This is a genomic window from Hymenobacter mucosus (assembly GCF_900188255.1).
Classification (GTDB): Bacteria; Bacteroidota; Bacteroidia; order Cytophagales; family Hymenobacteraceae; genus Hymenobacter; species Hymenobacter mucosus.
Genome location: NZ_FZNS01000003.1, coordinates 348,382 through 371,970 on the forward strand (window position 1 = coordinate 348,382; position 23,589 = coordinate 371,970).

The window sequence follows — 23,589 nt, forward strand, 5'->3', positions numbered from 1 at the left end:
CTGCAAAGGACTCTCCGCAACATTAACGCCGTCTGACTGTCACATTAAAATAACCTGAATGCGCCCCGGCCAGCTTATAGGGCTGGCAGCCGAACCAACACCCTCGTTCCCTTTCCTACCTCCGACGCAATCTGCAACTGCCCGGCGTGCACCTGCACAATCTTTTGGGTTATGGCTAGGCCCAAACCGTAGCCGGGCTTGTCGCGGCCGTTGGCTCCGCGGTACAGGGGCTCCACTACGCGCATAAGCTCGTCGGCAGCCAGGCCCGAACCCGTATCCGTAATAGTGAGTAGAATTTGCCGGGGTGTTTCGTAGCCCAGGGCTACCGTCACGGTCTGCGTCGAGTATTTGCAGGCATTATCGAGCAGGTTGAGCACAGCTGTTTGCAGGAGCTGGGCGTTGCCGGGCACGCTAAACACGGCCTCTACCGTCTCGGGCCAGGTGCCAAACTCAACTTGCACGGTCCGGCCGGGGTAGCGCGCCGAGCAACTATCCACGGCTTGTAGTACTACATCATCTAGTTGCACGGGCGTACGGCGGAACGACGTGTCGTCGGCTTTGGCGAGGGCCAATAGGCCGTTGGTCAGGTCGATGATTCGCTGAATTTCCTCCACGGCCGAGTCGATGCTCCGCTTGGCGGCCGGCAGCTCGGTGTCGTAGGCCGAAGCAGTTTCTAAGGTGCCGAGAACGTTGGCTAGGGGCGTGCGCAATTCGTGAGAAGCGTGCGATAGAAAGCTTTTCTGCGCCTCAAACGACTGCTCCAACCCGCTGAGCATCTCGTTGAAGGTCATGGCTAAATGGGCAATTTCATCGCGCCGGTTGCCCTCGTCTACCCGTTTTCGCAGGTTGGAGGCTGTAATGCCTTTCACCTCGGTCACCATGCGCGAGAGGGGCCGCAACGAGCGGTCGGCAAAGTACCAAGCTGCCCCAATGATGAGCACCAACGCCCCCAAGTTGCCCCCAAGTAAAATGGAGCGCAGGGTGTCAAACTCGCGCCCGCCAAACTGGTCGCGCCCGGCTACGAAGATGAGGTAGGGTTTCCCCTGGTGGCGGTAAAGCATACCAAGGGTTTCTACTTTGCCGCGCTGAAAACGGGCGGGCTTTTTTCGGGTAATCTGATTGAAGTACGCCGTGTCCTGGGTAGGTATGCCAGCATCCTGCGGCACTTGGGCAAGGTGAAAGACCAAGCGCCGCTGGGGGTCATAAATACTGATGCGCTCGTTGTGCATCGTCAGCAAATCCTTTTTACGGAAGCTTTGCAGCACCTCCGGCTCCAAGTTGAGGCGATGAATGAGCAAGTGGGCGGTTTGTTCGGCTTTGGCTTCCAGGCGGTGGTAGAAGCGCAGCTCCCGCGCCTGGGCACTGTAGTAATAGATGAACGCAGTCAGGCAAAGCTGGATGGTGATGACCAGCGCCATAAACCGCAGAATCAGCTTGTTCCGAATCAGCATCAGCCTTCCCGCATCACGTAGCCCATGCCCACTACCGTATGAATCAGCTTGGGCTCAAAGCCCTTGTCTAGCTTGCGGCGCAAGTGGCTAATATATACATCTATAACGTTGGTATTGGTGTCGAAGTCCAGCTCCCATACTTTCTCCGTGATGTCAACCCGCGAAATAATTTTGCCGCGGTTCAGCAGTAGATATTCCAGCAACGAGTACTCTTTGGCCGTAAGGTCGATGCGCTGCCCTCCGCGAGTGACGGTCTTGCTTTCCAGGTTCAGCTCAAGGTCGGCCATGCGGAGCAGGCGTTTCACGGCCGACTGGTCGGCGCTGCGCTTGGTGAGGGCACGGGCCCGCAGCAGCAGCTCCTGAAACTTGAAAGGCTTTACCAGGTAGTCGTCGGCGCCGGCCTCAAAGCCTACTACTTTGTCCTCTATACTGTCGAAGGCCGTCAGGAACAGCACGGGTACGTGGGGGTTGTCGGCCCGGATTTTCTCGCAGAGTGCAAAGCCATTGAGGTAGGGCAGGTTGACGTCGAGGATAATGAGGTCGTAGGTGTGCTGGCGAAACAACGATAAGCCAAGCTGACCATCAAAGGCCACATCCAAGTCGTAGCCTTCATTTTGAAAGCCCTTCTGAATAAAGGAAGCCAGTTTCGGCTCGTCTTCCACCAACAGTAATTTCATGCGAACAGAACAATGAACTAGATAGTAAGAACTGCAAACGGCGGGTAGGGTTGTCGGGAGCGAGAAAAGCAGCAGTTTTCGGCGGCACGCGGCACAACTAGCTATAGCCAGTAGCAATGCCAATCGGCCTACCTATATCCATTGGCTATATTTGCTGCATGAATTTGCAGCAGCTAGAGTACCTAGTCGCCCTGGATACCTATCGACAGTTTGTACTGGCCGCCGAGAAGTGCCACGTTACCCAGCCCACGCTTAGCATGCAGCTTCAGAAGCTGGAGGAGGAGCTAGGCGTGTTGCTGTTCGACCGCACAACCAAGGGCGTGCAGCCTACCGCCGTGGGAGCCAAAGTGGTGCAGCAGGCCCGGCAGGTGGTGCGCGAGGTGCAACAACTGCGGGAGGTAGTGCAGCTAGAAAAAGGAGAGCTAATTGGGGAGCTCCGCTTGGGCATCATTCCCACGCTGGCGCCTTACCTGGTGCCCCTATTCCTGGTGGAACTAGTGGAGCGCTACCCCCAGCTTCGGGTGCAAGTGGAAGAGCTGCAGTCGGCGCAAATTATTCAGCAGTTGAAGGATAACCAGTTGGATATTGGCCTGCTGGTAACCCCTCTCGACGACCGGCAATTGCGTGAAGTTCCGGTGCTGGAAGAACCCTTCCTGGGCTACATCTCCGAAAACCACGAGCTGTATGCGCAGGCCACCATCATCCCCCAGGATATGGGTGCCCCAGGCTTGTGGCTTTTGCAACAAGGTCACTGCTTCCGCCACCAAGTGCTCAATATTTGCGCCCCTTCGCCCGCCGCCACGGCCCGGCCCTTCACTTACGAAAGCGGCTCCATTGAAACCCTGAAGGAGCTAGTGCGCCACAACCACGGCTATACCCTCGTACCGGAGCTATCGGTGCTGCAGGAGCTGCACAGCCCCATGGTAAAGCGGTTTGAAGCGCCCCAGCCCGTGCGCGAAATTAGCTTGGTAGTGCATCACGGGTTTGTGCGGCTGCCCCTACTGGCAACCCTGCGCGACATCATCCTGAGCAAAGTGCCGGAGCGTTTGCAAGCGGGCAAGGTCGGGCAGAAAATTCGGTGGAAGTAGCGGCGTCATCGTCTCGTGCTTCCTTTCATTAGGCGTTACAGCATCCTTTCAGAAACCAACTATGCATTTCTCGAAACCTTCGTGGAGCACCACGGCCCAGTGGCTTGGCGTGGCCGCTTTTCTGCTGGTGCTGACTACGGATTTGCGCACACCCGTACTAGGCGGCGTGCAGCGCGGCCTGCTTGCTACCGGGCTGTGGCGCCCAGAGCTGCCCAGTACCTCGGCACCGCTACCTCTACAACCGGCAGCGGGCACCTACCCCCATAATGTGCCGTTGCTTAGCCTGGATGGTAAGACCACCAACCTGCGCGACTTGCAAGGCAAAGTGGTGCTGCTAAACCTGTGGGCCAGCTGGTGCCCACCCTGCGTGGCCGAAATGCCGAGCCTCCAGAAGCTCTACAACCAGGTAGATAAGCGTAAGGTCGCCTTCGTGATGCTTTCCCTGGACCAGAACCCGGAGAAGGCGCGCCGGCTGGTGGCCCGCAAAGGCTACACCTTTCCGGTATACTTCCCAGTTGCCGGTCTGCCCGCCGCTTTTGAGTCTGAGGCTATTCCCACCACAATTGTGCTTGGGCCTGATGGGCAAATAGCCGCCCGGCATGAAGGCATGGCCGACTACGATACGCCGGAGTTTAAGCAGGCCCTGGAAAAGTTGGCGGGTCCAGCTCAGCTATAGGGCTTCCCACCTACGTAGTAGCCCTACTTGCTCACGCGGCCCTGGCGTACTGCTTCGGGCCTCATCCCCTTGTTCTATGCCCGCTGTAGCACCGCTCACGTTTGTTGGCCTGCATTACTGGGCGGGGGCCGGCCATGCCTTTCAAGCCGTAGCCGACCTCCTCGCCCCCGACTATTCCTTCCTCGCCCCCGATTTGTTGGGCTTTGGGGAAGCGCCAGCTCCCGTTGGGAGCAAGTACACCGTAGATGCATATGTAGCACAGGTGGGGCAGTATTTGGCTGATAATCAGATTACGCGCTACGTACTAGCAGGGCATAGTATGGGCGGCAAGGTGGCGCTGGCCCTGGCCGCTCGGCAGCCCGCGGGTTTGGCTGGGGTAGTGCTTTTGAGCCCCTCGCCTCCCTTGCCCGAGCCCATGACGGATGAGGAGCGCCTTGCTAGTATGCGGGCCTACGGTAAGCTCAGTGAAGCCGAAAAAACCTTCCGGAAAATTACGGCTCGGCCCCTGCCGGAACCTGTGCGCCAACAAATTCTGCAAGACAACCTGCGTAGTACCCGCCTAGCGTGGGACGCGTGGCTACTGCATGGCAGCCGGGAAGATATTAGCGCCCGAATGTGCACGGTGGCGGTGCCGTGCACTATCATTGCCGGCGACCAGGATGACGTGATGTCGCCCTCGGTGCACGGGCTGGAAACCCTGCCCTTGCTGCCCACTGGTACGCCCCTGGAAATTGTGGGCGGTGCTGGCCACCTGCTACCTTACGAGGCGCCAGAGGAAGTAGCGGAGCTGCTACGCACCTTTGCCAGCACTTTATAAAACGCTCGGTTCTTCCGGTTCCAGCGGAAAACGCCGAACTTCACAGCCTACTTTTCCTTGCATGAAGTTCTGGCCGTTTCTTCCCCTTGCGCTTGCCCTGGGCACTTTAACTACTTGTCGTACCGCTCAGGTAGCGGAAGGCTATACTGCTTACCCGACCTACGATGGGCCCGACCTGGGACTGACTTTCGTGCGGGGACAAGCGCACCTGCGGGTATGGGCCCCCACGGCCGAAAAGCTTCAGCTGAAGCTGTACACGGCAGGTAGTGGGGGAGAGCCCGCCGCCGAGTACCCCATGCAAAAATCTACGGGCGGCACCTGGGTATACACGCTGCCTGCGCAGCCGGCCGGACAGTTTTACGTGGTGCAGGCCACCATCAAAGGCCGGCAGATGGCCGAGGTGCCCGACCCTTACGTGCACGCAGTAGGGGTAAACGGGTTGCGGGGCGCACTCCTCGACCCAGCCACCGTACGTCCCTCTAGTTGGGAAGATGATGTGCGGCCCAAGCTGGCGCAGGCTACCGACATTGTGGTGGGGGAACTGCATCTGCGCGACGTGTCCATGCACCCGCAGTCGGGGATTCAGCACAAGGGCAAATACCTGGGCTTGGTGGAAGCCGGTACCCGCGGCCCCAGTGGCGTCAGGACGGGGCTCGACCACCTTACTGAGCTGGGTATTACCCACGTGCACCTGCTGCCGACCAACGATTTTGCTTCTATTGATGAAAGCAAGCTGGCCGAGAACCGCTACAACTGGGGCTACGACCCGCTGCACTACTCGGTGCCCGAAGGCTCCTACGCTACCGACCCCACTAACCCCGCCGTTCGCATTCAGGAGCTGAAGCAGTTAGTACAAACCTTGCATCGGCGGGGCTTGCGCCTGGTGCTCGATGTAGTGTACAACCACACGGCGGCGGCCGCCGCCAGCTCTTTCGAGCAGCTAGTGCCGGGCTACTACTACCGCCACAACCCCGATGGCTCCTTTTCCGACGCGGCTGCCTGCGGCAACGAAGTTGCCTCCGAGCGGCCCATGGTGCGCAAGCTCATTGTAGAGTCGGTGGCCTACTGGGCCCGGGAGTACCACGTGGACGGGTTTCGGTTTGACTTGATGGGCATCCTGGACCTACGCACCATGCGCGCCGCGCGGGTCGCCCTCGACCAGATTGACCATTCCATTTTCATGTACGGCGAAGGCTGGACGGCCAGGCCTAGCCCACTACCCGAAGCTGAGCGGGCCCTCAAAGCAAACGTAGGCAAGCTAGACCGCATAGCAGCCTTCGGCGACGAGTTACGCGACGGCGTGAAAGGAGGCGTGTCGCGCCCCACTGACCCTGGCTTTGTAGGTGGACAGGCAGGCCTAGAGGAAAGCGTGAAGTTCGGCATTGTAGCCGCTACACAGCACCCACAAATCGACTATAGTAAGGTTAATTACTCCAAGGCGCCCTGGGCCACGGCACCAGCACAAGCCATCAACTACGTAGCCTGCCACGACGACCGGCTGCTGTGGGATGAACTGCGCGTGGGCAACCCCGACGCTACGGAGGAAGAACTTATCAAGCTGGACATCCTGAGCAATACCATCGTCTTTACCTCCCAGGGCGTGCCGTTTCTACCAGTCGGCGACGACTTCCTGCGTACCAAAGGTGGCTCGCACAACTCCTATAACCAGCCCGATAGCGTCAACCAGGTAGACTGGGCCCGCAAGGCCCGGTACCAGTCGGTCAGTACTTTCTACCGTCAGCTCATTGCCCTTCGCAAGGCTCACCCCGCTTTCCGGCTTCCAACGCAGGAGCTGATTCAGCAACACCTGGAGTTCTTGCCTAATCTGCCCGCTTCCACCGTTGGGTACCAATTGAAAGATCACGCCGGCGGCGACTCCTGGAAAACCATTGTGGTACTGCTGAACGGCAACAAGCAAGCCGTGCACCTGCCCATACCCAACGGGCGCTACTCGGTGGTCGTTGCCGGTAGTCAGATCAATTCGCAGGGCTTGCGCACAGTAGAGGCAGAGGATGGTGGTGGCGGTATAGAAGTGCCTGCCTCCTCGGCCCTCGTGCTGGTGCAGCCTTAGCGCCGGGAGCACCTGCCGTAACCGCCGGGGGTAGGCTACGTTTCACTACCTGTAGTTTCATACCCCAGGTGCCTATGTCGTTTGCCGGTCGTTTCTTTGCCGCGTTGCCCCGCCATTGGGCGCACTACCTCGCGGAAGCAGCGGGCCTAGCCTTCTTCGTGACCTGTGCAGGCCTGCTTACCGTGCTGGTTGAGCACCCCAATTCTCCGCTGGCCTCCTACGTTCCTACCGCGCCTCTGTTGCGCCGGGCAATGCTGGGAGGAGCCATGGTGCTGGTCATTGTGAGCATTGTGTATAGCCCTTGGGGCAAGCGTTCGGGTGCCCACATCAACCCCGCCGTAACGCTGGCGTTTTGGCAATTGGGCAAAGTGAGCACCCCCGATGCGGTGTGGTACGTGCTGGCGCAGATGACGGGCGGCATTGGGGCAGCCCTGCTGTTGCGCACCGTGCTAGGTGAGTGGTATGCTCACCCAGCCGTAGACTTCACGGTAACGCAGCCCAAAACCACGGCAATGGGCCCGGAGCTAGCGTTCCTGGCCGAATTCGGAATTTCCTTTCTGCTGATGTTGGTGCTGCTAATGACCTTGCACTCAGAGCGCTTCAAGAAGTTGACAGGCTGGTTTCTGGGCGGCTTGCTGGCGGTATACATCACTTTCGAAAGCCCATTGTCGGGCATGAGTTTAAACCCGGCTCGTAGCCTGGCTACGGCCCTGGCCGCGGATAGCTACAACGGGCTGTGGGTGTATTTTGCGGCTCCCCCGCTGGCTATGTGGTTGGCTACGGTGCTATTCCGGCGGTTCTATCACGGCGAGGACTTAGACTGTGCTATTCTAGCGGGGTGTGGCCCAGGCACGTCATCACCTTTCACAGCTGGCGAGGAGCCCCCGCACTACCCCGATGAATAGCCGCACACCCCCAACCGCTTCTACCAAAAACAGACTACCCCGCTAGCGCCTCTTACGCTAACGGGGTAGTCTGTTTTTGGTAGAAGCGGTTCTGTTACTTAGTCCAACGACCTTTCGCGGAACAGCACGTAGCCGATGTGGGCGAAAACCCCGAAGCGGTGGGTGTCATCATCATAATGAATAGCCTGTACCGAGAGGGGGCCTACTGGGGTCTGGTACACAAAGCCGGTCATTAGGGTGAGGTAGGGCCGCGTTATGCTCTGGGAGCGGCGTACCAGAACGGGGTTGTCGAACGCCTGTTTCCAGGGGCGCACCAGCACGTGCGTGAAGGCTTCGGTTCGCCATTCTACCCCCCGCAGTACTCCCTTTACATAGCGCACTCCTACTGCCGCGTAGGCCGTGCCGCGGTAGTTATCGAGGAAAAGAGTGCGGGAGTCGGGTAGGGGCAGAAACGCCGCCGAGGTGGTCAGGGAAGACCGGTAGGTGGCAAAGGCTCCTTGGGTACTAGCCACGGCATCTACCGTGTAGCCCCACGCGTTGGTTTTGGCACCCACAGAGTCGCTCTTGTTCAGCGAGAAATATTGCTCCACAAACAAGGAGCCCCTCACCCAGCGTTGGTTTTTGCTGCGGTCCATCACCCCGTTGGCAGTAGTGCCGGCCTCGTACTTTTCCTGGCCCGTAACTGCGCGGAACGCAAACTCGGCCCGGCGGCCCTTGGTAGCATACTGCCGGCGGTCCAAGGAGTTACGCTCGAAGCGGATGCCGGACGTGATGCCCTGGAAGCGGTTTAGGTCCAGTTCATCGTCGCTGTTCACCTCGCTGGTATTGGCAAACCGGTCGCGGTTGGTGAAGGCGCCAATATCAAAGATGTAGCGGCTGCGGTAGTTCGGGCTGATGCCGATTTGCAAAGACGTTTTCAGGTCCCTTTGCACCAGTTGGCTTGTGGCCGCATTCTGCCCTAGTAGGTCTCCCGTGTCCTGGTAGTTCAGGTTGTTGAAGGTGATATTGGGCTCGAAGTAGACCGGAATTTGCCCCGGTACGCTAACCCTGAACGACCCCTGCACTGCGTTATAAAAACGCCCAATGGTGGCGTTGCCCCGCACGGTATAGAGGTAGCGGTTGAGGTAGCGGTAGGCCCCGCCCAGGTAAATATTGCTCATGGAGCGCGACGACAGTAGCACCCCTAAGTCGGCCGTGAGGTTATTGGCCTGGCGCGCGTCGATGCTGAGTCCGTAGCCTTTCTGCTCCTGCGAGTACCGGATGCGGGGGTACACGTTGGTAAAGAAGTCATTGCTGACTAAACGGAAATAGCCTTCCTCAATGTCGCTGGGCGAGTACGTAGAGCCGGAACGCTGGAAGAACCGACGCACAAACTCCTGCTGCTGCCGGGGCAGGCCCTGCACGGTGACGCCCGTGAATGTGGGCCGGGGTGCCCGCTCCTGAAACAGGCGCCGCCGCTGCTGTAGGGCCACGGTATCTTCCCGCCGCTGAATGCGCCGTAAGGTGAGGGCCAACTTCTCTTCCGCGGCATGCTCACCCAGGCTAATCAGGCGCTTTACCCGTCCAAAGTCGGCGGCCGTATAATCCGTTAGGTCGGGCTGAATGAAGACCCCATTGGCCCCTACCGACAACGTATCGGCGGCATTTGAACCCAGGAACACTAGGGTGCTCGTAAGCAGCTCGTCATCCTTCTCCTTGGGGTATTTGCTGTAAGCTACGTCGCCCACGTTTACACCAATAATTACATCGGGCTTAAATTCTTCCCGAATAACGCCGGTAGGAAAGTTGTCTACTACGGCTCCGTCGAACAGGTAGCGCCCGTCCTCTTGGCGGATGGGACGAAACGCGAGCGGGAAAGCCATAGAATTGCGTACGGCATCAGAAAGAGAGCCGGAGCGCTGCACTACCTTCTGGCGCGTAAACACTTCTGACGCTACGGCGCGGTAGGGCACAAACAGGTTGTCGAAGTTGTAGTTAGCAATGGCGCCCGCCGGGGCCAGCATGGTTGCCAGCATGTAGTTCAGCGTAGCGTCATTGATGAGGCGGGGCGTCACGCGGGTGCGAAATGCGGAGTCGATGGCCAAGCCCAGGTGCAGGGCTGCGGGCGAGGGGTCGGCGTCGTAGAAGTTGTACACCTTGCCTTCCAGCGGGCGGTTGGCTACCCAATCCTGAAACTCTGGCTTGAGCACAATCTCCTCAATCTCGCGGGGTGAGTAGCCAGCGGCGTACATGCCCCCCACAATGGCACCCATGCTGGTGCCCACAATGTAGTCGATGGGGATACGGTTCTTTTCTAGCACTTTCAGAACCCCCACGTGGGCCAGCCCTTTGGCCCCGCCCCCGCTGAGCACGAGGCCCACGCGTTGCGCCTGCGCAGTGGAAATGCTCAGCAGCCCTGCAAGCAGCAGCACCAGTGTCCGGTATAGTTTCGGCATATGACTTAAGAAGAAAAACGAAGAAAGCCTCAGTAGAGAGGCGCGTTACCTACGCAGTAGGCATAACGGAGTTGTCCAATTTTAGACGAAAATGAGCTGCGCCCCGGCCAACGGCATACTGTTCAGGTGCGAGGGAGTAGCAACGTGCTGACAGAACCTGCCAAAGCTCAGAAAACAAGCGCCTACCATTTGCGAAAAATCACGTACACCGCGGCCACCAAAAGCGCAAAACCTACCACATGATTCCACCCCAGCTTATCGGTTTTGAAGACGTACACGGCGCATAGCGTAAATACCGTGAGCGATATTACTTCTTGAATAACCTTGAGCTGAAATAAGCTGAACGGCCCCCCGTTTTCCTGAAACCCAATGCGGTTGGCGGGCACCTGAAAAACGTACTCAAAGAAAGCCAGCCCCCAGCTAATCAGCACAACGCCCACCAGCCCCAGGCCGTGCAGCCAATAAATCTTCTTGAACTGCAAGTGCCCATACCACGCAAACGTCATGAACAGGTTGGAGATTGTGAGCAGGAGGATGGTGTACACACTTTTCATAGGTCGGGCAAAGCGGCTAAAGAAACATTCAGCCTACCTCTACTACTGGTAGCCCAGAAACGTTTCTCCGCCTCCTCAATGCCCAATCCTTACTGCCCCTCTGCGCTGCATACGGGGGGCTACTCGTCGTGGCCTGGTATGGCAGCTTGCGGCGCGGGTACGGCCTCGGCGGCTTCGCGGGCTAGGCGCTGCTTTTCGGCTTCGGAGGCCGTGCGGGGTAGCTTGTCGAGGTCGGGTTGACCGGCATCTACCCAGGCCGTATACCAATAGGCGCCCACTAAGCGCAGGGCCAGCCGCATCTGGCGCTCTACTTGGCCGCTGAGGCGCTGATGATACTCGCGGGCAAACTCACGGGAGTAAGTGCGTACCGTGAGGTTGTTGCGCTGCTCAAAGCCATACTTGCGGTCTTCGGGGAACTTCTGCGTCAGCTCCCGCTCCACCCGCAACACCGAATCGACGGCGGCGTGGGAACGGCCTACGGCGGCCCAGATGGTTTCGGTGGGGCGTTCCAGGTAGGGGGCAGGTCCTGTGAAAAAGTCGTAATTGGCGCTGAGCAGTTCCGGCAGGCGGCTTTCCCACAGAGCGTGAATGCCGCGCTGGCCCGTGAGTTGTCCGTTGTAGTTGTGGGTAGCGTGCAAAGGCACGCAGGCGTCGGCTACGTAATGGCCCATGTCGGCGGAGAGGCGCAAAATGCGGTCCGAATCGTGTTGGCGGAAGGCCTCCGTAAGCTGGCCCTTCATGCGCGCCACCTGCCAGGGCACGATACCGTGGCGTAGGAGTGAATCCTCGCCCAGCAGGGCCACCGCATCAGCATAGGAGCGTGGCAGCTTGTACGCAGCCGAATCGCCGTACACGTCTACATCGAGAAAGTGGCGCGGGGCCTCACCGGGTACTACGGTCCGCCGCGAATCGGGGCGGGTAGCATTATCGGTGAGGTAGTCGATGTTGGCCTTGTAAAAGCCAATCATTTCGGGCGGTAGCGTAAACACAGCCAGCCGGTTGATCAGACGATGGCTAAAGAAGCCCCACGCCTGAGCCGATACGGCCGTGCTCAGCGTCAATAAGATAACGATACTATAGCGTACTAGATAGCTCATAAGCCATAAGATACTGAAGAGTTACGGCCAGGCAATACGATAGGGAGTCATAAGCCTTAGCCTTAGCCGCAGCCTATTTCGCGCTCCTAGGCCAGCAGCGGTAGTAGCATAACCAGTCTCTGGCCTGCGGAAAGAGCCGTTGCCGGAGCCGGTAGTAGCCATAAAGCCCATCAGGCAGGAGTAGCTAGCCAGTGCAAAGACTGTAGATCAGCTAGCAAGGTCGCTATCCTGGGTCGCGCACCAACTTGTAGAGTGCCTCCCGGTACGTTTCGCCAACGGGAATGGCTTTCTCTCCCACGTACACGGTGTTGCCGTCAATCATGCTGATTTGATCCAGTGAAATGATGAAGGACTTGTGCACCCGCAGGAAGGGAGGCTGGGGTAGCTGCTCGGCTAGCTCCTTGAGCGTTTGGTAGGTAACGAGCCGCTGGTTGGGCAGCACCAGGGCCAAGTAGTTGCCCAGCGCTTCGGCGTAGAGAATGTCGGCATGGTTGACGCGCAGAAACTTGTTTTTGCTCTCCCCCTTTACAAACAAGTAGTTGCTGACCGGCGCCAGTGCCGACGGCGTTACTGGCACCGGCGCAGCCGTGGGCGCTAAAGCAAGCAAGGCAGTTTGCGCTTTTTGGGCCGCCCGCAAGAAACGGTCGAAAGCAATGGGCTTAAGTAAGTAGTCTATTACGTCGTATTCGTACCCATCCAGGGCGTAATCGGGGTAGGCGGTAGTGAGGATGACTTTGCAGCGACTTCCACACAGCTTCAGAAACTGCAAGCCCGTCAGCTCCGGCATTTGAATGTCGAGAAATACAAGGTCGGCGCGGCCTTCCTGTACCCACAGCAGCGCTTCAATGGGATTAGTAGTGAGGCCGGCTACGGTTAGGAATGGAATCTTCCCAATGTAGCTAGCAAGTAGGCGTCCGGCGTATGCCTCATCATCTACTACAAGGCAGCGCAACATATGCATGGAACGTAATGGGAAGACATGGTGCGGTTCGGCAAACTTGGTAACGGGCTGCATGTGCAAGCGCCTTGGCTACTGCGTTTTCATAACTCAAGCTCTAAGGTAGTACAGTAGGTAGTGGCATCTTGCTGAATGTGGAGCTGATGCCGATTGGGATACAGCAGAGCTAGCCGCCGCCGTAGGTTTGCCAACCCAATACCCGTGGTATGGTCTTTCTGGTAATGATTGATGTGGTTGCGTACATCGAAGCGCAGGTGCGTGGGGGCGGGCAGAGTGAGCGTGATGCTGATGGGTTGGTCGGGTCGGTTGACTACCCCGTGCTTGAGGGCATTTTCTACAAACGGAACCAGTACCAGTGAAGCCACCCGCTGCCGTTCTACATGGCCTACCTGCTCAAAGTCCACGAAAAATTTGTTCTCGAAGCGGAGCCGGTGCAGCATCAGGTAGTTTTCTAGGTAGTCTATTTCCTTCCGCAATTCCACTTTGCCATCGGGGCTTTCGTGAAGCATGTAGCGCATGAGGTCGGAGAGGCGCAGCACAGTCTCCGCCAACGGCTCCGACACCAGATAGGCCTCGGAGTAGATGTAGTTGAGCGTGTTGTAGAGGAAGTGCGGGTTGATTTGAGTTTTAAGAAAGGCTAGTTCGGCCTGCGTTTTCTCCTGCATCAGTTGCTCATTTTCGCGTCGAGTTTCCTGCAAAAAGGCATCCTGCACACCCCAGGCCGCCGCCGCTACCATCATCATGGGTAGGCCACGCTCTGCGTTGTCGAGCAGGTAGGCCCATAGGTTTACCTCGCCATAATAGTTGCTAAACCCAAAGAGCAGCGGCAACAGTACTTGCTCCAGCATGTAGCGCGTGCCGGTAAATACTACCGGGGCCAGCCCCAAGCCTAGCAGCAACTGCGGCATCCGACTCAAGCGCAAGTACCTTGGAAACACCAGTAGAAAGCAGTAGTAAAACACGCTCATCATGCTCAGGCGAAAGGTAAACTGCAGAAGAAGCAAGACGCCCAAGTTGGTTGGTCGCTCCCCAACAATTCCTACAAAATCATAGGCTATCAATAAGCCCCAGCCCAGCAAGTGGTAGCGCGTGGTTTGACGGTTCATACACTCGAAGCTAGTGCAAAGCCGCTGCACCGCCCTGTATTTTATAGCAACGCTTCACCAGCCGTGATGAACACGCCAACTAGCCGGATAACCGGCCTAAAGCTCTACCCGGCGGGTTCACATCGGGTTTGGGTGGGTTGCAATAATAAACTTGAGCTGCCAGGCCTGCCCGCCCACCTTCGGGCTATTCGTTCACCCTGCTGTTCCTCGGTCCTATATGAAGCACTTTCGTTTTTCGTGTGCCAGCTTGCTTGTCCTAGTGCTGTGCTGCTTCCACCATTTGGGCACGGCCCAAACCGTCAACATTGAGGCAGCTACGCGTTACTGGGAGCTTACCGATGCGCTCCGCCAGGATAAGCCGCTCACTGACGCTGCCTGGCAGGAGTTACTGGCCTTACCAGCCAACAAGCTGTACGTACCCGGAGTGTTCCCGCAGGAGGCGTTGCAACGCTACCGGAAAGCCATTGAGGTGGTGTATATGCCCCGGCACGATTCGTTGCGGCAAGCCAAACTACGGGCCAAGTCGTGGTACTACGTGCTGGTGAACGACTATAAGCAGCGCGAGCCAATGTTCAGGCAATACGCCCAAGAAATGGCACAAAAGCCATCCTATCTTGAGGTGATGTACACGTATGCCTACGAATACTTACCTGAGCGAGCTCACACCAAAGTGCCAGATTTGCATCTGTACTACACGGCTTTGGGCAACGACGCTACTTCGCGAGAGGAAGGCATTGTATTCAGTTTGAACTCGGCAATAGAGTGGAACAAGCCTAAGGCGGGCATCTTGGAAGCGCACGAAATGCATCATCAGCTTCGGCCTAGGCCCAATTTCAGCGGTGCTTTAGAGCCGGATAAACCGTTGCTGTGGGCCCTTGATGCCGTGCAAAACGAAGGCGTTGCCGACCTGATCGACAAGAAACCCTTGCTACAGTCGCCCGACTCAGCCGACATTCAAAACTGGTTGCTAGCTTCCGCTCCTACTGTTATCCACCGCCTAGACTCCGTGTTGCAGGTAGGTGCAAAAATGGGCAGCGGAGCACTGCCAATGCGCAAGTTCTATCAGCGGTTATACAATGGCACTGCTGGTCACCTGCCCGGGTTTTACATGGCGCATATCATTAATAACCAAGGGTACACCCCGCAAATGCTAGCGACCATTGATAATCCCATGGCGTTTTTTGCCCTCTACCAAAAGGCTGCCCGCAAGGACAAAAAGCGCCCCCCATTGTTCGCTAAAACATCTATGGCGTACCTCAAAAAGCTGGAAAGAAGCTACGTTGCACCAACTCGGAAAGCTCACGTTGCGCACTGAGTACGCAAGCAAAACGGATCTACAAGCCAACGCCCCCAACAGATGCATCTGCTGGGGGCGTTGGCTTGTAGGCAGGTAAGCTAGCAGCCTAGCGGCGGCCCTGACCGGCGAATTTCATCCGGTAGTCGGCTTTCACGTCGCCTTTGCTAATACGGCTGAGTTTGCCTTTCAGCAATTGCTTTTTCAGCCCCGATACGTAATCGGTAAACAGTACGCCTTCCAAGTGGTCATACTCGTGCTGAATTACGCGGGCTGTCATGCCGGAGAAGGTTTCCTGGTGTTGCTGGCGGTTTTCGTCTTCGTAGCGCAACGTAATAACAGGTTTGCGGTAAACCGTTTCCCGCACGCCCGGAATGCTAAGGCAGCCCTCTTCAAAAGCCCACTCCTGACCGGTTTCTTCTACCATTTGAGGGTTGATGAAGGCTCGCTTTACAGGGGCCGCCGTGGGCTCGGGGATGATAGGCTTACCATCCTCGTCTTCATCAAGCATGGGCTCCGAGTCGACCACAAACAAGCGGATGCTTTTGCCTACCTGCGGGGCAGCCAGACCCACGCCGTGCGCATAGTACATGGTATCAAACATGTCCTGCACCAGCTGCTTAAGCTCGGTGGGGGAGTAGTCGGGGGCAAGAGGTTTGGCCGGGGCCTTCAGCACCGGGTCACCAAAGGCAACAATAGGATAGATCATCGGGATTCGAGGAAAGATTGCAGAATCAGAGTAGCCGACACACGGTCTACGGTGGCTTTGTCGCGACGGTCCTTCTTGCTAAGCCCTCCGGCCAACATAGCCGCGTGAGCCATGCGCGAGGTAAACCGCTCGTCTATCTCATGCAGGGGCAGTTCAGGAAATTCCTTACGTAGGCGCCGAACTACCCCAACTACGGCGCTGGTAGAGTCGGTGGGTTCGTTGCTCAGGGTCTTGGGCATGCCAATCACTAACGCTTCTAAGGGTTCCCGCTGGTGGTAAGCCTTGAGGTACGTCACCAAATCTTGGCTGTGAATGGTTTCAAGTGGGGAGGCAATCAGTTGAAGCGGGTCCGTAACGGCCAGCCCCACCCGCTTGTGGCCGTAGTCGATGGCAAGAATTCGGCCCATCACAGTGGAGTAAACGAAAGAAAGCGAAAATGCGGTCCGTCAAGTTGTTAGCACGGCCTCCGTACAAAGATACGATGCTGCTTGCGAAAGGTGGTAGCCGAAACTTAGCGCCCGCAATCCGGTGGCAGGGTGCAATCGTAGATTGAGCCGGCAAACAGCGTTATTGAACGAGCGAAGGTATTCTTCATAAAATGATAAAACTACTTTCGTACAACACTCGCATTCAGAGACTTTTGAAATAGGATTATCTGCGTTTGGGTTGAAGTATGTTGCTCTAAATCCATAAAAATTTGCATTGTTATTGGAAAATAAATATCCACCTATGTGCAGTGCATATATCTTGGAAAAGTTTCAATAGTTTTGGATACCTGTCCGTATTGCCAGCCCTTGCGTATCGCCTAAACTTCTACTCACTCAGCGCCTTATGACTACCGAGCCCCACGACTCGTTGCGCCCTGTGAAGGAGCCGGCCCTACGGAATACCCGGCGGCAGATTCGGCAACCGCTCCTGTTGGCACTAGCTCTAGCTTGCGGAATCCTCTTAGGTGCCAATCCCTTTCGCCCCTCCGATCAAAACCCGGATGCCACGGCTCGGGGCTATCTAAAGTTCAAAGAAATCCTGAGCTATGTGGACCGGGATTACGTGGACTCCGTGAATGCAGAAGAACTATCGGACTACGCCATTGGTCGGATGCTAGAGCGCCTAGATCCGCACTCAGTATTTATTCCGGCGCGGCAGCAGCAGCAGGCTTCAGCCTTCCTCCAGAGCGATTTTGATGGGGTAGGTGTGGAGTTCAACTTATTTCATGATACCGTAACGGTTGTATCACCCTTGAGTGGTGGCCCCGCCGACCAAGCAGGGCTGCAACCCGGCGACCGTATTCTGGCCGTGAATGGGGAGAGAGTATCGGGAATGCACAACACCACTGAGCAAGTATTCAACAAGCTGCGAGGCCCCCGGGGAAGTGCCGTGCTGGTACGCCTGCTGCGCCGTGGTCTGACTCAGCCCTTGAACGTGCAAATGACCCGCAACCGCATCTCCAATTCCTCGGTAGATGTGGCATACATGATTGATAATCAGACGGGGTACATCAAGGTTAGTCGTTTTGCTAGCGGTACCTACGACGAGTTCAAGGCTGCCCTCGGCGACCTACGTCGTCAGGGGCTCACCCGCTTGGTGCTTGATTTGCGTGGCAACCCCGGTGGCTACCTCGACCGTGCCACTAAGCTGGCCGATGAGCTGATTGGGGGCACGAAAAAGATTGTATACACCGATGGCAAAGGTGACCAGTACGATACCCAGACCTTTTCCCGCGTAGCAGGCGAGTTTGAGGAAGGCCCGCTGGTAGTAGTGGTAGATGAAGGCAGTGCCTCCGCAGCCGAAGTGGTAGCCGGTGCCCTACAAGACCAGGACCGCGCCCTTGTGGTGGGTCGTCGTACCTTCGGGAAGGGCTTGGTACAGCAGCCCATTGCGCTTAACGACGGCTCGGAGTTGCGCCTAACCATTGCCCGCTACTACACCCCTTCGGGCCGTAGCATTCAAAAGTCTTACAGCGGCGGGCTGGCCGAGTACGAAAAGGACCTTGTGAATCGTCAGCGCCACGGCGAGTACTTCCACGCTGATAGTATTCACTTTGCAGATTCCCTGCGCTACCGTACGGCACACGGCCGCACGGTGTATGGTGGCGGAGGCATTATGCCCGATGTGTTTGTGCCCCGCGATACTACTGCTTATTCAGCCTACTATACCCGCCTACAGAGCCACAACCTAGTTCGTGAGTTTGCCGTCCGCTTCTTTCAAGAGCATAAGACTGAGTTGGAGGGTTTGCGCTTTGAGCAGTTCAGCCAAAGCTTCCGCATCAGCGACGCCCAGTTGCAACAATTGGCCGCTCGGGCCGCGCAAGATGGCGTAGCCAACGATGCCGCTGGCCTGCGCCGGTGCGCACCGCTCCTGCGCAGCCAGCTGAAAGCCCTAATTGCCCGTAGCGCCTATGGTAAAGCCGCTTACTTCCAAGTCCTCAACCAAGAAGACGTTGAAATTCAGCAGGCCCTCCGCGTAGTCACTGATAGTGGCTCTACCCTAATGAACGGGCTGACCTTGAAGTAGCAGAATTATCAGCCCGAAGAAACTAAGCGGTCCGTAGCTCCAAAAGAACTACGGGCCGCTTAGTGTTTAGAGAAGCCTATAGTGGCTACTTAGCTGGTATATCCTGCACTCGGAACTGCTGTTGCAGGCCCGCCAGCGGTTGGCCATCTGCTTCGGCGTATGGATAGATGAAGTAGTTGAGGGTACCACCGTGCTGGCGCGGGGCCAAAACCAGGTCCCGGCCGCGCGTAAATTCCAAGCGGTTCTCGTCGTGAGCCCCGAAGAAGTAGGCGCGCTTAGCAGGGTTCTTAGCTGCCTCAGAGGCATCTACGGGTACCCAGCCCGTTTCCTTTGTATAGAACTCCGCCCAGCAGTGGTAGCCTTTTACTTCGGCGCTACCGCGTTCTGGAGGTAGTGGGAACCCAATGCTAAAGCGCGCAGGAATGCCAACGGCTCGGCAGTAGCCAATGAACACGGCGTGAAAATCGGTGCAGTTGCCACGGCGGGCGTCGCAGGCATAGTAAATGTCGCCGCGGCCCCAACCCTGGCCAGTTTTATCGTAGGTCACCGTGCTAACCACGTGCTCGTAGATAGCCTTTGCTTTCTCCAAGTTGGTAGTGGCTTTTGCGCGCGTTACTACCTCCTGTGCCCACAGCCGGATCTTTGGGTCTAGGGGCACGAGGCTATCTGCCGCCAGCCACCGACTCATGTTGGGGTCAGCAGGCTCCAGCATTTTGCGCGTAACGGGTTGGCCGGCTAGCGTAGGGTTGAGGTGCTCGCGCCGAGTAGCCTGCAATTTCATGCTCACGGTAAATCCCTGCAACGCCGCCCCCGTAGCGTGCACATGCAGCACGCGGTTGCCGTAGGCACTTGTTTTCACCTCGTAGGGTACGGGTGCTTCAATTTTCAGGTCGCGAATGTCCTGGCTCTTGTCGTCGTGAGGCACGGGTAGCCACAAGTCTACCTCGCGCACGCCGGCGGCTTGCGCGGGTACGGTAGTCGTGTAGTTGAAGTTGAACGTACGGGTGCGCGGTTCCACTGCTTTGGGTGTATTGGCAGAAGCCAGCAAACCTAAACCGGTTAGGAAGAGCGGCAGCAGACGGGCAGATACGGAAGACACGGTAGTAAGAGGTAACAAGAGGTAACGGCTGAAATAAAGTGCAAGATACGCCAGGGTTATGGCTTCAACCATCATACAGACATATTGGTTGCCGGGAACGTGACTCGAATATCCCAGGCTGCTATCCATACCAAACCTTCTTACCTTCACGCTACTGACCTTTCTACCCGTATTTCCCACCCAACTCATTTCTGTACCATGGCTTTCTACCACCGCCTCGGCCAGATTCCGCGCAAGCGCCACACCCAGTTTCGCCAGCCCGATGGCTCCCTGTACTTGGAGCAGCTAGTGGGCACGCTGGGCTTCCACGGCGTTTCGTCGCTGCTCTACCACAAGCACCCACCCACAGAAATCAGGACCGTGGGCCAGCCCGAGCCGTTTGCACCTAAGCTGCTGAAAGACCGGCCCCTGGAACCAGCGCACCTGCGCACTCTGGCCCAAACCACCACCGGCGGCGACTACCTGCAGGCCCGGCAAACCATGCTCGGCAACGCCGACGTGACGCTCAGCATCTGCAACCCCACCGAGCGGCGCATGGATTACTACTACAAGAATGCTCTGGCCGATGAGGTCATCTTCGTGCACGAAGGTCGGGGCGAACTGTGGAGCCAGTTAGGCAAGGTGCAGTTCGAGCCCGGCGACTACGTCATTATTCCGCGCACCATCATTCACCAGCTTCATTTCGAAGCAGGCCCCGTGCGCCTGCTCATCATCGAGTCGTTTAGCCCCGTGGAAACGTGCCGCCGCTACCGCAACCACTTCGGGCAGCTGCTGGAGCACTCGCCCTACTGTGAGCGGGACATCCGGCCCCCGCATGAGCTGGTGACCGATGATGAGCGGGAATCGGGCGAGTACGTGGTCAAGATCAAGAAAGACGGCCTGCTGCACACTCTAACCTATGGCCACTCGCCCTTCGATGTAGTGGGCTGGGACGGCTACTTCTATCCCTACGCCACCAGCATTCATGATTTCGAGCCGATTACGGGCCGCCTCCACCAGCCGCCACCTGTGCATCAGCACTTCGAAGGGCACAACTTCGTCATCTGCTCCTTCGTGCCGCGCCTCTTCGACTATCACCCGCTGAGTGTTCCGGCGCCCTACAACCACTCCAACGTCGACTCAGATGAGGTGCTGTACTACGTGGCCGGCAATTTCATGTCGCGTAAGGGCGTAGACTTGGCGTCCTTCACCTGGCACCCCAGCGGCATTCCCCACGGCCCACACCCCGGCACCGTGGAGGCCAGCATCGGCAAAAAGGAAACCCACGAGCTAGCGGTGATGGTGGACACCTTCCGCCCGCTCTACCTCACCGAGGCGGCCCTGCCCTACGTGGACGGCCGCTACCCCATGAGCTGGCAACCTGGCTTCGTGCCCGACCCGCCCCGCTCCGCCGATATGATGGATTAAGGAGTGGTGTAATCAATATTCTTTACACTTTACAAGAACACCCCATGGATATACAAAGGACACGGGGTGTTTAAGCTTATATATGTTAAGTTAAATGCATGAAACACGCTTGTTCTCTCTGTGTACTAATAGCCTTGGTTTGGTTATTTAGTGGTTGTAAAAAAGAGGATGCGGAGAAGTCGGATGTTACATTCGATGTTCTAGACTCTGCAGTGCTGGACGTATCCCGCTATTCCTCAGGACATACCTCAACCATAAGTGTATGGTCAAAATGTGCGCAGGCCTGTGAAATAAATAAGGCTTCTATTGAACATGTAAAGAGTGTAGTACTTCGTACGGCTGAAGTAAACCTGAAATACCCCAACGGGCAAAACTTCGATTTTTTGGATCGGCTCACGCTGTATGCCGTTACAGCGGAGGGTAATAAGCGGATTGTGTTGGCTGCCACCGATGTCGTTCCGCGTGGGGCGACTACTCTGAAACTAGTGCCAACTAAAGAGGACTTGACAGCCTATCTGCAGCCCGGTAGGTATTATATTATACCTTATCTAGAGGTCAACCAACCCAGCCAAAATTTGGCTGAGTTGCAATTACAGTATGATGTTCGGGCACAGCAGTTGTAACACTAAATCTATTAATGTAATGAGCATTAGTAAGATGCTATGTTATCGCTAGACGAACGCGTGGGATGAGTGGAAGGGAGGACAAATCCGGGTTGGAGTTGATTTCGTAACTTCCGCTCAAATTGCAACTCCCATGAAAAAAGTCCTCTTTCTAGCTCCCCTTCTGGCCTTACTGGTTTTCCTGTCTGGCTGCGACAAACTCGACAAGCTGCTGACCTTTACTATTGAGGACTCGCAGTCGGTTAAAATCGCAACGGGCTTCCCGGTAAACGTGATTACGCCGGTTTCGCCTATCACCGTTCCTACCCGCTCCGACGAGAAGTTCAAGAACGAAAACACCAGCGCTAATCTGGTGAAGGATGTGAAGCTCGACCGCCTCACGCTCACCGTCACCGACCCCAGCTCCGAGAACTTCGACTTCCTGAGCAGCATCAGCCTGTACATCAGCACCGACGGCAACGACCGGATTCTGCTGGCTTCCAAGGATAACATACCCATGGGCGTCAACACCATCCAACTGACCCCAACCACCGAGAAGCTCGACAAGTACATCAAGGCCAGCAGCTACACGCTCTCCACTGAAGCCCGCATCCGCAAAGCCATCAGCAAGGACATTACTATCCGCGCCGACTCGCGCTTCAAGGTTACGGCCGACCCGCTCTAGGCCACTTACAACACAAAACAAGAAAGCCCCCTGGCCTAGGCCAGGGGGCTTTCTTGTTTTGTATGCAGGCATTACTTCAGCAGCTCGTGCAGTACGGTTTGCATGGAAAATACCCGGTTGCCCGCCTCCTGAATCACTAGGGAATTTGGCGAGTCCAGGATGGCATCGGAGACTTCCACGTTGCGGCGTACGGGCAGGCAGTGCAGGAACTTGGCGTCGTTAGTGCCATCCATGTGCTCAGGCGTCAGCATCCACGAAGGGTCGTTGCTGATAACCTGGCCGTAGTCTTGGTAGCTGCTCCAGTTCTTAGCCTGCACGAAGTCGGTGCCTTCCAGGGCCTTCTTCTGGTCGTACTCGATGCGGGCCCCTTTCGTGAATTTGGGGTCCAGCTCGTAGCCTTCGGGGTGCGTAATAACGAAGTCCACCCAGTCTACTTCCGAGAACCAGTCACAGAAGGAGTTGGGCACGCACTGGGGCAGGGCGCGCACATGTGGGGCCCAGGTCAGCACCACCTTCACGCGTTCCTTCTGCTTGGTCTCGGCTACCGTAATCAGGTCGGCAAACGACTGCAGCGGGTGCAGCGTGGCGCTTTCCAGGCTGATAACCGGCACGGTGGCGTACTTCAGAATCTTGTTGAAAACTTCCTCACTGTAGTCGGCCTCGCGGTCTTTGAGCGTAGGGAAGGTGCGCACGCCCAGCACGTCGCAGTACTGGCTCATAACGGCAATAGCCTCCTTGATGTGCTCCTGGGTGCCGCCGTTCATCACTGCGCCATCGGCCATTTCCAGCGTCCAGGAATCAGCGCCGGCGTTGAGCACCCAGGCTTGCGCACCCAGGTTGTAGGCCGCCTTTACTGAGCTAAGCCGGGTACGGAGGCTGGGATTGAAGAAGATCAGCCCAACCGTTTTGTTCTTGCCGATGTGCTGGTAGCCGTACGGATTCGCCTTGATTTCCAGGGCTTGCTGCAGCAGGGCTTTATAGTCGCCCGCATCGGCGAAAGAGGTGAAGTTTTTCATGTGGTATTGAGTGGCCTAGGCCTAAAAGAACGTCATGCTGAGCTTGCCGAAGCATCTCTCCCGCTTCGTAGGTTGGTCAGCCGGTCCATGTTTCCAAATCTATGGTTTCCCAACTGGGGTTGAAGGCTGTAATTAATGCGTCCTTCTTCTGGCGTGTCCAGCCTTTCAACTGCTTTTCTCGAGCAATGGCTTGAGCGGCATCTGGACAAAGCTCAAAGTACATCAGCAAATCCGCCTGATACCGCCCAGTAAACTTGCCTGCATCACCCCGACCATTGCTGTGCTCGTTGAGGCGGCGAGCGAGGTCGTTGGTAGTGCCAATGTATAGGACCGTTTTAGTCGGATTGGTCAGTATGTAGACGTACATCTGGCGACGTTACAAAGAAAATCAGAACGTCATGCTGAGCGAAGTCGAAGCATCTCTACCG

Annotated in this window: 22 protein-coding genes; 10 read left to right on the forward strand and 12 right to left on the reverse strand. The window is 56.9% G+C overall.

The genetic code is table 11. The annotated features are described in order from the left end of the window. Positions 1–74 precede the first annotated feature (74 nt). Complete coding sequence (locus tag CHB83_RS08650; protein ID WP_045688768.1) at positions 75–1,451, reverse strand: HAMP domain-containing sensor histidine kinase; 1,377 nt, start codon at positions 1,449–1,451, stop codon at positions 75–77. Next, positions 1,451–2,128 carry a response regulator gene (locus CHB83_RS08655; protein WP_089332322.1) on the reverse strand — a complete coding sequence of 226 codons (678 nt, stop codon included), beginning with the start codon at positions 2,126–2,128 and terminating at the stop codon, positions 1,451–1,453. The genes CHB83_RS08650 and CHB83_RS08655 overlap by 1 nt, the downstream gene beginning before the upstream one ends. 158 nt (positions 2,129–2,286) lie before the next feature. On the opposite strand from CHB83_RS08655, the gene CHB83_RS08660 reads away from it, so the two are divergent. The 5 genes from CHB83_RS08660 to CHB83_RS08680 all read left to right on the forward strand — a co-directional run bounded on the left by CHB83_RS08660 (position 2,287) and on the right by CHB83_RS08680 (position 7,685). Beyond that, positions 2,287–3,216, forward strand: a complete 930-nt coding sequence (locus CHB83_RS08660) for a LysR substrate-binding domain-containing protein (RefSeq protein WP_089332323.1) — start codon at positions 2,287–2,289, stop codon at positions 3,214–3,216. Positions 3,217–3,277: 61 nt separating this feature from the next. Next, positions 3,278–3,892 (forward strand): TlpA family protein disulfide reductase, encoded by a 615-nt coding sequence (locus CHB83_RS08665; RefSeq protein ID WP_089332324.1) that lies wholly within the window; start codon positions 3,278–3,280, stop codon positions 3,890–3,892. 76 nt (positions 3,893–3,968) lie between these two features. After that, on the forward strand, positions 3,969–4,709 hold the full coding sequence (locus CHB83_RS08670) for an alpha/beta fold hydrolase (protein ID WP_179225492.1): 741 nt from the start codon (positions 3,969–3,971) through the stop codon (positions 4,707–4,709). A gap of 61 nt (positions 4,710–4,770) precedes the next feature. Then, the gene (gene pulA / locus CHB83_RS08675; RefSeq protein ID WP_089332326.1) at positions 4,771–6,780 is read left to right on the forward strand and encodes a type I pullulanase; all 2,010 of its coding nucleotides are present in this window, start codon (positions 4,771–4,773) and stop codon (positions 6,778–6,780) included. Between the two features lie 74 nt (positions 6,781–6,854). Then, entirely contained in the window at positions 6,855–7,685 is an 831-nt protein-coding gene (locus CHB83_RS08680) for an MIP/aquaporin family protein (RefSeq protein WP_089332327.1), read from the forward strand. A gap of 98 nt (positions 7,686–7,783) precedes the next feature. Here CHB83_RS08680 and CHB83_RS08685 read toward each other — a convergent pair whose 3' ends face one another. The 5 genes from CHB83_RS08685 to CHB83_RS08705 all read right to left on the reverse strand — a co-directional run bounded on the left by CHB83_RS08685 (position 7,784) and on the right by CHB83_RS08705 (position 13,835). Next, positions 7,784–10,120, reverse strand: coding sequence for a patatin-like phospholipase family protein (locus CHB83_RS08685; protein WP_089332328.1), 2,337 nt, complete (start codon positions 10,118–10,120; stop codon positions 7,784–7,786). A gap of 182 nt (positions 10,121–10,302) precedes the next feature. Beyond that, positions 10,303–10,674 (reverse strand): DMT family protein, encoded by a 372-nt coding sequence (locus CHB83_RS08690; protein ID WP_089332329.1) that lies wholly within the window; start codon positions 10,672–10,674, stop codon positions 10,303–10,305. 119 nt (positions 10,675–10,793) lie between these two features. Then, positions 10,794–11,771 (reverse strand): zinc dependent phospholipase C family protein, encoded by a 978-nt coding sequence (locus CHB83_RS08695; protein WP_089332330.1) that lies wholly within the window; start codon positions 11,769–11,771, stop codon positions 10,794–10,796. A gap of 223 nt (positions 11,772–11,994) precedes the next feature. Then, positions 11,995–12,726, reverse strand: coding sequence for a LytR/AlgR family response regulator transcription factor (locus CHB83_RS08700; RefSeq protein WP_089332545.1), 732 nt, complete (start codon positions 12,724–12,726; stop codon positions 11,995–11,997). Positions 12,727–12,812: 86 nt separating this feature from the next. Then, positions 12,813–13,835, reverse strand: coding sequence for a sensor histidine kinase (locus tag CHB83_RS08705; RefSeq protein WP_089332331.1), 1,023 nt, complete (start codon positions 13,833–13,835; stop codon positions 12,813–12,815). Between the two features lie 217 nt (positions 13,836–14,052). Here CHB83_RS08705 and CHB83_RS08710 point away from each other — a divergent pair, with 217 nt between their 5' ends. Further along, the gene (locus tag CHB83_RS08710; RefSeq protein ID WP_089332332.1) at positions 14,053–15,150 is read left to right on the forward strand and encodes a DUF5700 domain-containing putative Zn-dependent protease; all 1,098 of its coding nucleotides are present in this window, start codon (positions 14,053–14,055) and stop codon (positions 15,148–15,150) included. A gap of 88 nt (positions 15,151–15,238) precedes the next feature. On the opposite strand, the gene def is transcribed toward CHB83_RS08710, so the two are convergent. Together def and ruvX are read right to left on the reverse strand one after the other, a co-directional pair. Continuing rightward, on the reverse strand, positions 15,239–15,838 hold the full coding sequence (def, locus tag CHB83_RS08715; RefSeq protein WP_089332333.1) for a peptide deformylase: 600 nt from the start codon (positions 15,836–15,838) through the stop codon (positions 15,239–15,241). Then, on the reverse strand, positions 15,835–16,245 hold the full coding sequence (ruvX, locus tag CHB83_RS08720; RefSeq protein ID WP_045689960.1) for a Holliday junction resolvase RuvX: 411 nt from the start codon (positions 16,243–16,245) through the stop codon (positions 15,835–15,837). The genes def and ruvX overlap by 4 nt, the downstream gene beginning before the upstream one ends. Before the next feature lie 424 nt (positions 16,246–16,669). Here ruvX and CHB83_RS08725 point away from each other — a divergent pair, with 424 nt between their 5' ends. Next, positions 16,670–18,352 carry a S41 family peptidase gene (locus tag CHB83_RS08725; RefSeq protein WP_089332334.1) on the forward strand — a complete coding sequence of 561 codons (1,683 nt, stop codon included), beginning with the start codon at positions 16,670–16,672 and terminating at the stop codon, positions 18,350–18,352. Positions 18,353–18,437: 85 nt separating this feature from the next. Here CHB83_RS08725 and CHB83_RS08730 read toward each other — a convergent pair whose 3' ends face one another. Further along, the gene (locus tag CHB83_RS08730; protein ID WP_236705140.1) at positions 18,438–19,451 is read right to left on the reverse strand and encodes a transglutaminase-like domain-containing protein; all 1,014 of its coding nucleotides are present in this window, start codon (positions 19,449–19,451) and stop codon (positions 18,438–18,440) included. A gap of 198 nt (positions 19,452–19,649) precedes the next feature. Between CHB83_RS08730 and CHB83_RS08735 the strand changes: the two genes are divergently transcribed. From CHB83_RS08735 to CHB83_RS08745, 3 genes are all read left to right on the forward strand, one after another. Further along, complete coding sequence (locus CHB83_RS08735) at positions 19,650–20,858, forward strand: homogentisate 1,2-dioxygenase (protein ID WP_089332335.1); 1,209 nt, start codon at positions 19,650–19,652, stop codon at positions 20,856–20,858. Between the two features lie 98 nt (positions 20,859–20,956). Continuing rightward, positions 20,957–21,481 (forward strand): hypothetical protein, encoded by a 525-nt coding sequence (locus CHB83_RS08740; RefSeq protein WP_143437057.1) that lies wholly within the window; start codon positions 20,957–20,959, stop codon positions 21,479–21,481. A 133-nt stretch (positions 21,482–21,614) separates the two neighbouring features. After that, entirely contained in the window at positions 21,615–22,145 is a 531-nt protein-coding gene (locus tag CHB83_RS08745; RefSeq protein ID WP_045689964.1) for a hypothetical protein, read from the forward strand. A 71-nt stretch (positions 22,146–22,216) separates the two neighbouring features. Here CHB83_RS08745 and CHB83_RS08750 read toward each other — a convergent pair whose 3' ends face one another. Then, positions 22,217–23,161: an N-acetylornithine carbamoyltransferase gene (locus CHB83_RS08750; RefSeq protein WP_089332336.1), complete on the reverse strand. Its 945-nt coding sequence runs from the start codon at positions 23,159–23,161 to the stop codon at positions 22,217–22,219. A gap of 76 nt (positions 23,162–23,237) precedes the next feature. Continuing rightward, positions 23,238–23,528: a GIY-YIG nuclease family protein gene (locus CHB83_RS08755; RefSeq protein ID WP_089332337.1), complete on the reverse strand. Its 291-nt coding sequence runs from the start codon at positions 23,526–23,528 to the stop codon at positions 23,238–23,240. Positions 23,529–23,589 lie beyond the last annotated feature (61 nt).